We start from the raw sequence: 12,146 nt of genomic DNA, 5'->3' as shown, positions 1-12,146 counted from the left end.
GCGTTCGTGAGCCTGCCTCAACGCCCGTCCAGTGCTAGTGAGCCATGGCGGTGCGGTCTCTGCCGAGATGGTGACCGCGGGCGTCGGTGACCGTGCCCGGGGCGGCCTTCTCGGCCACCTCGGCCGCGACCTCCACGCCCAGTTTGATCGGGGTGAGCGCGGAAAGCGACTGCTCGATCCTGGACCTCCACATCGGATTCCCGACCAGGCTCGCGCGGCCGAAGGTCACCCTCAGCGTCGCGGAGTCGAGCGTGCCCTGGCGGGAGACCGCGAGCTCCCAGGTCGACACGCCGTCGATCCTGGATAGAGCCCTCTCGATGCGGGGAAGCGACAGCCACACGCCTCTGACCAGCACGTGGTCGCCGACCGTGTGGGACGGCGCGGGGATCTCGGCCGCGCCGCCGAGGCGGGCGACCTGCCCGGTGCGGACGACCGCGCCGCCGAGGGCTGGATGGCCGGACGGCGTGACGACGAGCTCGGCGAGGCCGTCCGTCCCCTCGAAGGGCGAGTCCCCGTCCAGTGAGGCGAGCCCCAGCAGCCCGTCGGCCAGAGGGGTCAGCGGAGCGGCGTCCGAGCCGCGCCAGGCCAGCGCGCCGCCGCTGTAGGGGTTCGCGTAGACCTCGGTCACGGACGCCTCGAACTCGCCGGCCAGGTGGCCGAGGGTGCGCGGGGAGGCGATCTCGCCGGTGAGCACCAGGTGCCGCAGGCCGAGGTCCAGGGGGTCGAGCAGGAACTCCAGGTGCAGCCGGGCGAGGAGGTCCATCGCCCCGGTGGGGGTGATCACCAGCGTGGTGGCCCCGAGCGACCTCAGCGCGTGGTGCAGGCGCATCCGGCCGCGCGGCCCGACCGAGGCGGACGCCGCCGCCACCTCGGCCCCGGCGGCGGCCCACAGTGCTCCCGCGGGCTCGCCCAGCGCCACGACCACCCGGTCGCGGCCGCCGACGCCCGCGGCCCGCAGCGCCCGCGCCGTGAGGCCGTCCGCCCCGAGGTCACCGGGGTCCAGCGGCCACGCGCTCGACGCGTCCGGCGCGACCTGCAGCAGGCCGGTGGCGCCACCGGCGGCCGCTCCCAGGTCGTCCCTGGTCAGCCAGCGGGTCGTCGTCAACGCATGACCTCCCCCATGAACAGCTCGATCGAGTCGCGTACGCGGTCGTGGGCGAGGCCGCCCACCTGGGCCTGGAGGATCAGGTCGGTGGCCCCGGCCTCGGCGATCCTCGCGACGGCCTTGCGGGAGCCCTCCACGTCGTCCACGACCACCATGAGGTGCTCGCGCAGCGTCGCCATCGCGTCGTCGGGCGGCAGCCCGGCGGCGAGCTGCCCGAGGACCTTGTGGGTGGCGTGCCGGGCGTCGTAGTAGTCGGGCGGGGTCACCAGGTTGACCTGCCGCCGGATGTACCACAGGACGGGGTCGGCGGCGGTCTCGATGGCCTCCTCGCGCGTCGGCGCCACATGCCAGGGGATCATCAGCGCGATCCTGCGGGTGGCGGGGTCGAAGCCGTTGTCGGCCAGGCATTCCTTGTACCTGGCGATGTCCGCGGCGACGTCGTCGATGCCCTTGAGCATGGTCATGCCGAGCAGGTTGTACCCGTGCCTGGCCGCCGCGAGGTAGCCCTCCAGGGAGGTCGAGGCGACCCAGACCGGAGGGTGCGGCACCTGGGTGGGCCGGGGGTAGACCGCCACGTCGGGGATCTCGAAGAACTCGTTGGAGCGGCTGACCGGCTCGCCGTCGGCGTTCCAGATCGCGAGCACCGCCTCCAGGGAGTCCTCCCAGATCCTGCGGGACTGCTCGAACGGCCGCTGGAAGGCCTGGTACTCCAGCGGCGACGCGCCCCGTCCCGTGCCGAACTCGACGCGGCCGTTGCTGAGGACGTCCAGGGTGGCGACCCGCTCCGCCGTGCGGATGGGCGACTGGAAGGGCAGCAGCACCACGCCGAGCCCGAGGTGGATCCGCTCGGTGCGCTGGGAGATGGCGGCGAGCACCAGGTCGGGGGCCGACGAGTGGGAGAAGCCCCGGGTGAAGTGGTGCTCCACGAACCACGCGGTGTCGCATCCCAGGCGGTCCCCGAGCACGACCTGGTCGATCACGTTCTCGAACGTCTGCCGTTCCACCTCGCGGGTGCGCCCGCGGACCTCCAGTTCGTATCCCAGGCTGATCCGTAGGGACGTCATCCGCGCCTCCGTTCCACCACTCGACCGACCGAATTCAACCAAGCGCTCGCTTGGCGAGATTACCAGCCGCGACGAGCCGCAACAAGCAGTGTCCCCTTGGGCGGGGAGCGCGCCGGGCGGGTCAGTGGGTGCGGGGGACCCGTGTCGCGACGCGCCGCGCGGCGGCCGGCGACGCGGGGAAGACCGACGCGGCGAGGCGCGCGCGGTGGGCCTGCGGCGGACCGAAGAGCTGGGCGTCGGAGGTGGCGCGCTTGAAGGACAGGTGGGCGTCGTGCTCCCAGGTGACCCCGAGGCCGCCGTGGATCTGGATGTTCTCGCCCGCCGCCGCCAGGTAGGCCTCGGTGCAGTACGACCCCGCGATGGCCGCGCGCACGGGCAGCTCCTCCTCGGTCGCGCGGGCGGCGGCGTACGCGGCGGACCTCGCCGACTCCACCACGAGCAGCATGTCGGCCAGCCTGTGCTTGATCGCCTGGAAGGAGCCGATCGGGCGGCCGAACTGGTGGCGTTTCCCCGCGTAGGCCACGGCGGCGGCGAGGCAGCGCGCCGCGCCGCCCGCCTGCTCGGCGGCGAGCCCGGCCACGCCGAGGTCGCGCACCCGGGCGGAGGGGCGGGCGTCCCCGAGCCGCCGTACCGGGACGCCGTCGAAGACCAGCTCGGCGAGCGGGCGGGTGCGGTCGACGGTGGCGTGCGGCCTGCGCGCCGTCGGCCGCGCCTCCACGAGCGAGCGCCCCACGTAGGCCAGGACGATCTCCCCGTCGAGCGCGTACGGGACGGTGCCGTGCAGGCGCTCCCCTTCGAGCCGCAGGACGGCCTCGCCGGGCAGCACCACCGTCGCGGTAGCGGACCCGTCGGCGATGCGCGGCAGCAGGCGGCGCTTCGCCTCCTCGTCGCCGCACGCCTTGACCGCCTCGGCCGCGAGCACGGCGGTGGACAGGTAGGGGAGGGGCGACAGCGACCTGCCGAGCTCCTCGCAGACGACCGCCACCTCCGCCATGCCGCATCCGGCCCCGCCGTACTGCTCGGGGATCGCGAGCCCGGCGACCCCGAGCTCGCCCGCGAACCTCCTCCACAGCGCGCGGGGGTCCCCGGCGCGCGCTTCGGGGGAGCCGGTGAAGGCCAGGGCGGGCGGGCACGCGTCGCGCAGGAAGTCGCGTACCGTGACGCGTAGCTCGCGCTGCTCCTCCGTGAGGTCCACCCCGGCAGCTTAACAAGCGATTGCTTGGCAAAATGGTGAGGTGACCGGCGGCCGCCCCGGGGTTAAACCGGGCGACGCCCGCGCGAGACTCGATAGCCTGTATACCTGCCAATCCCCGCGACCGAGGAGTAGCCGTGCTGCTGCGTATGTCCACCCTGTTCCTGCGCACCCTGCGTGAGGATCCGGCGGACGCGGAAGTGCCGAGCCACAAGCTGCTCGTCCGCGCCGGCTATGTCCGCCGCGTCGCCCCGGGTATCTACTCGTGGCTGCCCCTCGGCAAGATCGTCATGGAGAACGTCGCCCGCGTCGTGCGCGAGGAGATGAACGCCATGGGCGGCCAGGAGGTCCTGTTCCCCGCGCTGCTGCCCCGCGACTACTACGAGGCCACCGGCCGCTGGACCGAGTACGGCGACACGCTGTTCCGGCTGAAGGACCGCAAGGGCGCCGACTACCTGCTCGGGCCCACCCACGAGGAGATGTTCACCGACATGGTCAAGGGGGAGTACTCCTCCTATAAGGACTATCCGGTAATCCTCTACCAAATCCAGACGAAGTACCGCGACGAGGCACGTCCCCGGGCCGGCATCCTGCGTGGCCGCGAGTTCATCATGAAGGACTCCTACTCCTTCGACCTCGACGACGACGGCCTCAAGCGCTCGTACGAGCTGCACCGCGAGGCCTACATCAAGCTGTTCGACCGGCTCGGCATCGACTACAAGATCGTCTTCGCGGTGTCGGGGGCCATGGGCGGCTCGGCCTCCGAGGAGTTCCTCGCCCCTTGCGCCACCGGCGAGGACACGTTCGTGGCCTGCCACAACTGCGGCTACTCCGCCAACGCCGAGGCCGTCGTCACGCCCGCGCCCCCGGCCGTGACCGCCGGGCACCCCGCCCTGGAGGTGCTCGACACCCCCGACACCCCGACCATCGACTCGCTGGTCTCCCTGGTCAACGAGCGGTACGGCCTCGGCGTGACCGCGGCCGACACCCTCAAGAACGTCGTGGTCAAGGTGCGCACCCCGGGTTCCGAGGAGTTCGAGACGCTGATCGTCGGCCTGCCCGGCGACCGCGAGGTGGACTTCAAGCGACTGGAGGCCGCGCTCGCCCCTGGCATCCCCGAGATCTTCGAGGCGGGCGACTTCGCCAAGCACCCCGGCCTGGTCCGCGGCTACATCGGTCCCCAGGTGCTCAAGGAGCTGGGCATCCGCTACCTGGTCGATCCCCGCGTCGTCGCGGGCTCCGCCTGGGTCACCGGGGCCAACGAGCAGGGCAGGCACGCCGCGCACGTCGTCGCGGGCCGCGACTTCGAGGCCGACGGCACGATCGAGGCCGCCGAGGTGCGCGCGGGCGACTCCTGCCCCCGGTGCGCCCACCCGCTCTCCATCGACCGCGGCATCGAGATCGGCCACATCTTCCAGCTCGGCCGCAAGTACGCCGACGTGGCCGGCCTCGACGCGCTCGGCCCCGACGGCAAGCCCATCCGCATCACCATGGGCTCGTACGGCGTGGGCGTCTCGCGTGCCGTGGCCGTGATCGCGGAGCAGAAGTACGACGAGCTGGGCCTGGTCTGGCCCCGCGAGGTGGCGCCCGCCGACGTGCACGTGGTCGGCACCGGCAAGGACAACCAGGTCGAGGTGGCGCTGGGGCTCGCCGAGGAGCTGGAGGCCAAGGGCCTGCGCGTCCTCGTCGACGACCGCGCTGGGGTGTCGCCGGGCGTGAAGTTCAAGGACGCCGAGCTGCTGGGCGTCCCGACGATCCTGATCGTCGGCCGCGGGCTGGCTCAGGGAGTCGTGGAGCTGCGCGACCGCAGGACCGGCGTCAAGGAGGAGGTCCCGCTGGCCGAGGCCGTCGGCAGCGTGCTGGCCGCGGTGTCCTCCGAGCCCCGGTCCGAGCGCCTCTGACCTTCCGGGCTCCCAAGAGCGTCCCCAGAGCATGGTGAGGGGGGCTCGCCGCCTCTCGGCCCGGGGTGGCGAGCCCCCCTGTGACGTGCCGTTCCAGGCTCAGTCTGTACGGCACGCGCTCTCGTCGCCCGCTGGCCGCCGTCTAGTCGCGGCCGCTGCCGATCGTCTTGCGCCAGTGGAAGCCGCCCGGCAGGTTGACGGTGACGGTGCGCCGCCCGTCGGCGCTCTTCGTGACACGGAAGCCACGTCCGCCGTAGCTGTGCCCGACACCGCTTCGCGAAAGGTTGAGCCTGAACGGCCCCATCTTGATCGACTTACGGTAACTCCAGCCCATGTGTCCCTCCGTGCTCTTCCGATGGGCGAGCAACTACCCCGGACACCAGGTGCAAACGTGGTCGTATGGACGAAATCGCCTACTGGTCAAGGGAAACCGGCGGTGACGTGCTCGGCCTCCCCATCGGAGAGGGGCCGGGATCGGGCGCCGGCCAGCCGGGCAGGGCGGCGATCGTCGGGCGCCAGCCGTACCCCCTGACCGCGCACTCCTGCATGGCCATGGCGGCGAGCCGCCGCAGCGCGGAGTCGTTTACGGCGGTCAGCTCGAGGTAGGCCGCGGTGACGCGGTCCTCCACCAGCGCGGCCAGGCGGGCCGCGTCGGTGGCCGCGGCGACCGGGAAGGGCAGCTCGTACGCCGCGCCGGACTCCGAGGGCGTGCCGCCCCTGGCCGTGATCAGCCCGCGGATCTGGTCGCGCCTGGCGCGGTGGGCGTTGAAGCCGGCGGACGCGGCCGCCCGCTGGCCGCCGCTGGTGCGGGCCCCCACGACGCCGTAGGCGTACACGGCGGCGTGCTCGGCGTCGAGCACCTTGTTGAGGCCCTGGAGCGCGTCGGTCACGAGGCCCTCGCAAGTGCCACGGCGTGGGTGGCCTCGCAGGCCCCGATGGAGGCGAGGAGCTGCGCCAGGGCGGGGGAGACGCTCCCGATCTGGCGCGGCCGGGCGGCAGCCGCCTTGCGCTCCAGCTCGCGCAGCCTGGCGACCGAGACCTTGGCCGCGGCGGGCGCGGAGGCCGGCGGGGAGGACGGGGGCGCCGGGGTGGGCGAGGCGGGGGTCGGCGCCGGGCTCGGGGGCAGGCGGCGCCGCAGCTCCGCCAGGTGGGCCTCGTGGCGCTGCTGGAAGGGCCCGAGCACGGAGGCCGGCCTGCCGCCCGCGAGCACGGCCTGCCGGTAGAGCGCCACCATCTGCTCCTTGTCGGCGATGACGCCGGTGAGCAACACGGTCTCGGGGTCGGGCGGCTTGGGCGCCGGCGGCGCGGCCTCGGGCGCCGAGCAACCGGCGACGGCCATGGCGACCGCGCCGGCGGCGGTGCCACGCAACACCGCGCGCCGGGTCAGGGCACGCTGACGCACGGTGTGGCCTCCCGTGGATGACGGCTTTTCCTGGCTTGGCACATAGCATCGTACGGCGCGTCACCGGGTGGGTAACCGAGTGACGCTCTTTCCGCGCCCCGGTGTCGATAGGCTGGTGAACCGTTGGGCGAGGTACGCCTTCGGCTTTCTTACAAGATGGCCGATAATTCAACTGGGAGGTCAGCATGGGCGCCGACGCTCGACGTGACCGCCTGATAAAGCTTCTGGAGCCCGTCGCCGCGGCGGAGGGTCTCGACCTTGAGGACGTCACGGTCACCCCCGCGGGCAAGCGGCGGCTCCTGCGCGTCATCGTGGACGGCGACGACGGCGTGAGCCTCGACAAGGTCGCCGACATCAGCCAGGCGGTGTCGCAGGCGCTCGACGACAGCGACGTCATGGGCGGCAGCCCGTACGTGCTGGAGGTGTCCTCCCCCGGGGTCGACCGCCCGCTGACCGAGCCTCGGCACTGGCGCCGCGCCAAGGGGCGCCTGGTGAAGGCCGACCTGCGCGACGGCACCTCGCTGGAGGGCCGCGTCCTGGCCGTCGGCGACGCGGGCGTCGAGCTTTCTGCCGCGCCGGAGCCACGCCTGCTGGCGTGGGACGAGCTGGGCAAGGGCCGGGTGCAGGTGGAGTTCCGCCGGCTCGACGACGAAGACGTGCTTGACCATGAAGAAGACGCCGACGACGGCGACGAGGGCTAGGGGGGAGCCTTGTGGACATTGACATGAGCGTCCTGCGCAGCCTGGAGCGGGAGAAGGACATCTCCTTCGACCTGGTCGTCAAGGCCATCGAGGATGCGTTGCTGATCGCGTACTTCCGCACCGAGGGGGCCTCCTCCAAGGCGCGGGCGGAGCTCGACAAGGTCTCCGGGCACGTGATGATCTACGCCGCTGAGCTCGACGACGAGGGCCAGGTCATCAGGGAGTACGACGACACCCCCGGCAACTTCAGCCGCATCGCCGCGACCACGGCGAAACAGGTGATCCTCCAGCAGCTGAGGGACGCCGAAGACGAGATCAACTTCGGCGAGTTCGCCAGCCGCGAGGGCGAGCTGGTCGCCGGGGTCATCCAGCAGGGCAAGGACCCCCGGGTGGTGCTGGTCGACCTCGGCAAGATCGAGGCGATCCTGCCGCACAACGAGCAGGTCCCCGGCGAGGAGTACATCCACGGCGAGCGGCTGCGCTGCTACGTGGTCCAGGTGAAGAAGGGGCACAAGGGGCCGTCGGTCACGCTGTCCCGCACCCACCCGAACCTCGTGAAGAAGCTCTTCGCCCTGGAGGTCCCCGAGATCGCCGACGGCACCGTGGAGATCGCCGCGATCGCCCGCGAGGCCGGTCACCGCACCAAGATCGCGGTGCGTTCCCGCAGGGGCGGCGTCAACGCCAAGGGCGCCTGCATCGGCCCGATGGGGTCGCGTGTGCGCAACGTGATGACCGAGCTGCACGGCGAGAAGATCGACATCATCGACTGGTCTGACGATCCAGCCGAGTTCGTCGGGAATGCCCTGTCGCCTGCGCGGGTTTCCCATGTGGAGGTCATCGATCTGGAGGGCCGCGTGGCGCGGGTCACCGTGCCTGACTACCAGCTCTCCCTCGCGATCGGCAAAGAGGGGCAGAACGCCCGTCTCGCCGCTCGCCTCACCGGATGGCGCATCGACATCCGTCCCGATACCCAGGCGACGGCGACGGGGGATGCGGTCGGTCCTGCCGATGCCTCCACAAGGTAAGCTTGAATACGGTGGCCGGGCGGCCCCGCTGAGAACGTGTGTGGGCTGCCGGGTTCGCACGGTAAAGTCCGAGCTGCTCCGCCTGGTGGTGGTCGAGGGCGAGATCGTTCCCGACCAGCGAGGACGGCTGCAGGGCCGTGGTGCGTATGTGCATCCGGCACTGAGCTGCCTGGAGCTCGCCGAACGTCGCCGGGTGTTTCCGCGCTCGTTTCGCGTCGCGGGACCGCTCGATATGGCGTGCCTGCGAGCTTCACTCGCGGGGCTTGACGTCGAGTAGGACCGGGTGAATGGTTACCAACTGTCATGTAGGACGCCGAGTCGATGGGCGGGTCAGATAGCGATGAGCGCCTGATGAGCATGCGGCGATGAGTACGTCTAGGTAGCGACGGTCCGGCGGCACAGCCTCCCGGGCCGAGTTAGGGAGTGCAGTGGCGAAGGTCCGAGTCTACGAGCTCGCCAAGGAGTTCGGAGTCGAGAGCAAGGTCGTGATGGCCAAGCTCCAAGAAATGGGCGAGTTCGTTCGATCGGCGTCTTCAACGATAGAAGCGCCGGTGGTCCGCAAGCTCACGGAGGCCCTGAAGGGGTCCTCCGATTCCAGGGGCGGCGACAGGTCGTCCAGGGCGCCGTCGAAGGCGTCTCCCCGGCCGGCGCAGAGCCAGGCCGGCAACGGTGCGTCGGCACCTGGTCAGCAGGCTCCGAGGCCGGGCCCCAGCCCGAGGCCCGGGCCGCGACCTGGTCCCGCGAACGTCGCGCCGCGTCCGCCCGTTCCGATGCCCCATGTCAGCCAGCCTCCGCAGGAGGCTCCCCGCCCGGTCGCACCGCGTCCCGAGGCCGCTCGCGCCGAGGCCGCCCCTGAGGTGGCCCGTCCCGAAGCGGCCCGTCCGGCCGCCGCGCGTCCCGAGGTCCCGCGTTCCGAGGCGCCCCGGTTCGAGGCTCCTCGCACCGACGCTCCTCGTCAGGACGCTCCTCGTTCCGAGGCTCCCCGTTCCGACGCGTCGCGTCCGGCGGCGCCGGGCTCGCGGCCCGGTGCCGGCGCGAGGCCCGGTCCCCGGCCCGGTCCGGCCCAGCGTCCCGCGGCGTCCGCGGCCCCAGGCGGCGGCGCGCCGGGTGGCGCTCCGGCGGGTCCGCGCTCCGGCGCTCCGGCGTCCGGCGGCGCTCCTCGCCCCGGAGGCCCGAAGCCGGGTCCTCGCGGTCCGCGTCCTGGCAACAATCCCTTCTCTTCCAACGCGAGCGGCATGGGCCAGCGCCCGGCGCGTCCGCCCCGTGACGGTGGGGCTCCTCCCACCCGTGACGGAGCCCCTCGTGAAGGCGGTCCCCGCGAGCCGCGCCGTGAAGGCGCCGGTCCTCGTGAGCCCCGTCGTGAGGGCGGTCCCCGCGACGGCGCGATGCCGCGTCCCCCGGGCGCTCGTTCCGGTCCTCCCGGAGCGGCCGGTCCGCGTCCGGGTCCCGGTTCCGCGGGCCCGCGTCCCGGTCCCGGTGCGGGAGGCCCCCGTCCCGGTGGCCCGCGTCCCAACCCGATGATGATGCCCTCGCGCCCGTCCGGTCCCGGTCAGGGTGGCGGCGGTGGCGGCGGCGGTCGTCCCGGTGGCGGCGGTGGCCGTCCCGGTGGCGGCGGCGGTGGCGGTCGTCCCGGTGGCGGCGGCGGTGGCGCCGGTCGTCCCGGTGGCGGCGGCGGCTTCAGCGGTCCCCGCACGGGCACCGGTGGCCGTCCCGGCGGCGGTGCCGGAGCCGGTGCCGGTGGTGGCGGCGGCGGTTTCGCCGGTCGTCCCGGTGGTGGCGGCGGCCGTGGCCGCGGCGGCACGGCGGGTGCCTTCGGGCGTCCCGGCGGCCGTCCGACCCGTGGCCGCAAGTCCAAGCGCCAGAGGCGTCAAGAGTTCGACAACATGCAGGCCCCGTCGATCGGCGGCGTGCAGGTTCCCCGCGGCACGGGCCAGACCCTGCGCCTTCCGCGTGGAGCCTCGCTGTCCGACTTCGCCGACAAGATCGGTGCGAACCCCGCGTCGCTGGTGCAGATCATGCTGCACCTCGGCGAGATGGTGACCGCCACCCAGTCGGTGAACGAAGAGACCCTGCAGCTTCTCGGCGCCGAGCTCAACTACGCCATCCAGGTCGTCAGCCCGGAGGAGGAGGACCGCGAGCTTCTCGAGGCCTTCGACATCGAGTTCGGCGAGGACGAGGGCGACGAGACCGACCTCGCGGCGCGCCCGCCGGTCGTGACGGTCATGGGTCACGTCGACCACGGTAAGACCAAGCTGCTGGACGCCATCCGCAACACCAACGTGGTGGCCCGCGAGGCCGGCGGCATCACCCAGCACATCGGCGCCTACCAGGTCGCGACCGAGCACGAGGGTCAGGACCGCAAGATCACCTTCATCGACACCCCGGGTCACGAGGCGTTCACCGCCATGCGTGCCCGTGGTGCCCAGGCGACCGACATCGCCGTGCTGGTGGTCGCCGCCGACGACGGCGTGAAGCCGCAGACCATCGAGGCGCTCAACCACGCCCACGCGGCGAGCGTCCCCGTGGTCGTCGCGGTCAACAAGATCGACAAGGAGGGCGCGGACCCGACCAAGGTGCGGGCCCAGCTCACCGAGTACGGTCTGGTGGCCGAGGAGTACGGCGGCTCGACGATGTTCGTCGACATCTCCGCGAAGCAGGGGCTCGGCATCGACGACCTGCTCGAGGCGATCCTGCTGACGGCGGACGCGGAGCTCGACCTTCGCGCGAACCCGACGATGGACGCTCAGGGCATCGCGATCGAGGCGCACCTCGACAAGGGCCGCGGCCCCGTGGCGACCGTGCTCGTGCAGCGCGGCACCCTGCGGGTCGGCGACTCGATCGTCTGTGGCGAGGCCTTCGGCCGCGTCCGGGCGATGCTGGACGACAGCGGCGCGCAGGTCACCGAGGCCGACCCGTCGCGTCCGGTGATGGTGCTCGGTCTCACGGCCGTCCCGAGCGCCGGTGACAACTTCATCGTCGTCACCGACGACCGCATGGCCCGCCAGATCGCCCAGCAGCGGGCGGCCAGGCAGCGCATCGCCGACATGGCGAGGTCCAGCCGCAGGCGCACGCTCGAAGAGCTCTTCAGCGACATGGAGAAGGGCAAGGTCGACGAGCTCAAGCTCATCATCAAGGGTGACGTCTCCGGTTCCGTCGAGGCCCTGGAAGACGCGCTGCTCAAGATCGACGTCGGCGAGGAGGTGCGCCTCCGGGTGCTCCACCGGGCCGTCGGTGCGATCACCGAGTACGACGTCAACCTGGCGATCGCGGACGACAACGCCGTCATCATCGGCTTCAACGTGCGTCCCGAGGTCCGGGCGCGCGACCTGGCCGAGCGCGAGGGCGTCGACATCCGCTACTACTCGGTCATCTACCAGGCGATCGAGGAGATCGAGGCGGCCCTCAAGGGCATGCTGAAGCCGGAGTTCGAGGAGGCCCAGACCGGCACCGCCGAGGTCAGGGACGTCTTCAAGGTTCCGAAGATCGGCAACGTCGCGGGCTGTCTGGTCCGCTCGGGCACGATCACCCGCAACAGCAAGGCCCGCATCATCCGCGACGGTGTCGTCGTGGCCGACAACCTCACCGTTTCGTCGCTGCGCCGCTTCAAGGACGACGCGACCGAGGTCCGCGAGGGCTTCGAGTGCGGTATCGGTGTCGGGTACAACGACATCAAGATCGACGACGTCATCGAGACGTTCGAGATGCGGGAGAAGCCGCGCGCCTGACGTAGGGGAACACATGATGGCGGGTGTCCGT

The 12,146-nt window shown here is 72.0% G+C and carries 11 protein-coding genes; 5 read left to right on the top strand and 6 right to left on the bottom strand.

Annotated elements, in window-relative coordinates; all coding sequences use genetic code 11:
- Positions 1–34 precede the first annotated feature (34 nt).
- From OG589_RS26250 to OG589_RS26240, 3 genes are all read right to left on the bottom strand, one after another.
- Complete coding sequence (locus tag OG589_RS26250) at positions 35–1,105, bottom strand: hypothetical protein (RefSeq protein ID WP_405140445.1); 1,071 nt, start codon at positions 1,103–1,105, stop codon at positions 35–37.
- On the bottom strand, positions 1,102–2,169 hold the full coding sequence (locus OG589_RS26245) for an LLM class flavin-dependent oxidoreductase (RefSeq protein WP_405140444.1): 1,068 nt from the start codon (positions 2,167–2,169) through the stop codon (positions 1,102–1,104). Before OG589_RS26245 ends, OG589_RS26250 begins: the two co-directional genes overlap by 4 nt.
- 121 nt (positions 2,170–2,290) lie before the next feature.
- Positions 2,291–3,364 carry an acyl-CoA dehydrogenase family protein gene (locus tag OG589_RS26240; RefSeq protein WP_405140443.1) on the bottom strand — a complete coding sequence of 358 codons (1,074 nt, stop codon included), beginning with the start codon at positions 3,362–3,364 and terminating at the stop codon, positions 2,291–2,293.
- A 134-nt stretch (positions 3,365–3,498) separates the two neighbouring features.
- Here OG589_RS26240 and OG589_RS26235 point away from each other — a divergent pair, with 134 nt between their 5' ends.
- Positions 3,499–5,262: a proline--tRNA ligase gene (locus tag OG589_RS26235; protein WP_405140442.1), complete on the top strand. Its 1,764-nt coding sequence runs from the start codon at positions 3,499–3,501 to the stop codon at positions 5,260–5,262.
- A 142-nt stretch (positions 5,263–5,404) separates the two neighbouring features.
- Here OG589_RS26235 and OG589_RS26230 read toward each other — a convergent pair whose 3' ends face one another.
- From OG589_RS26230 to OG589_RS26220, 3 genes are all read right to left on the bottom strand, one after another.
- Entirely contained in the window at positions 5,405–5,596 is a 192-nt protein-coding gene (locus OG589_RS26230; protein WP_405140441.1) for a DUF4236 domain-containing protein, read from the bottom strand.
- Between the two features lie 79 nt (positions 5,597–5,675).
- Complete coding sequence (locus OG589_RS26225; RefSeq protein WP_405140440.1) at positions 5,676–6,152, bottom strand: ferritin-like domain-containing protein; 477 nt, start codon at positions 6,150–6,152, stop codon at positions 5,676–5,678.
- Complete coding sequence (locus OG589_RS26220) at positions 6,149–6,664, bottom strand: twin-arginine translocation signal domain-containing protein (protein ID WP_405140439.1); 516 nt, start codon at positions 6,662–6,664, stop codon at positions 6,149–6,151. The genes OG589_RS26225 and OG589_RS26220 overlap by 4 nt, the downstream gene beginning before the upstream one ends.
- A gap of 185 nt (positions 6,665–6,849) precedes the next feature.
- On the opposite strand from OG589_RS26220, the gene rimP reads away from it, so the two are divergent.
- The 4 genes from rimP to infB all read left to right on the top strand — a co-directional run bounded on the left by rimP (position 6,850) and on the right by infB (position 12,115).
- A complete protein-coding gene (gene rimP / locus OG589_RS26215; protein ID WP_405140438.1) occupies positions 6,850–7,365 on the top strand; it encodes a ribosome maturation factor RimP in 516 nt (171 codons plus the stop codon).
- A gap of 23 nt (positions 7,366–7,388) precedes the next feature.
- A complete protein-coding gene (gene nusA, locus OG589_RS26210; protein WP_405140437.1) occupies positions 7,389–8,390 on the top strand; it encodes a transcription termination factor NusA in 1,002 nt (333 codons plus the stop codon).
- Positions 8,356–8,667, top strand: coding sequence for a YlxR family protein (locus tag OG589_RS26205; RefSeq protein ID WP_392831439.1), 312 nt, complete (start codon positions 8,356–8,358; stop codon positions 8,665–8,667). The genes nusA and OG589_RS26205 overlap by 35 nt, the downstream gene beginning before the upstream one ends.
- A 151-nt stretch (positions 8,668–8,818) precedes the next feature.
- Positions 8,819–12,115, top strand: coding sequence for a translation initiation factor IF-2 (gene infB, locus OG589_RS26200; protein WP_405140436.1), 3,297 nt, complete (start codon positions 8,819–8,821; stop codon positions 12,113–12,115).
- Positions 12,116–12,146: the final 31 nt, after the last annotated feature.

This window comes from Sphaerisporangium sp. NBC_01403 (genome assembly GCF_045040145.1).
Lineage (GTDB): Bacteria > Actinomycetota > Actinomycetes > Streptosporangiales > Streptosporangiaceae > Sphaerisporangium > Sphaerisporangium viridialbum.
This window is presented reverse-complemented; position numbering and strand designations above follow the sequence as displayed.

Excerpts from the sequence above, each read along its gene's own strand:
- OG589_RS26245 (WP_405140444.1), bottom strand. The coding sequence starts at position 2,169 with ATGACGTCCCTACGGATCAGCCTGGGATACGAACTGGAGGTCCGCGGG.
- OG589_RS26230 (WP_405140441.1), bottom strand. The coding sequence starts at position 5,596 with ATGGGCTGGAGTTACCGTAAGTCGATCAAGATGGGGCCGTTCAGGCTC.
- rimP (WP_405140438.1), top strand. The coding sequence starts at position 6,850 with ATGGGCGCCGACGCTCGACGTGACCGCCTGATAAAGCTTCTGGAGCCC.
- nusA (WP_405140437.1), top strand. The coding sequence starts at position 7,389 with ATGAGCGTCCTGCGCAGCCTGGAGCGGGAGAAGGACATCTCCTTCGAC.
- OG589_RS26205 (WP_392831439.1), top strand. The coding sequence starts at position 8,356 with ATGCGGTCGGTCCTGCCGATGCCTCCACAAGGTAAGCTTGAATACGGT.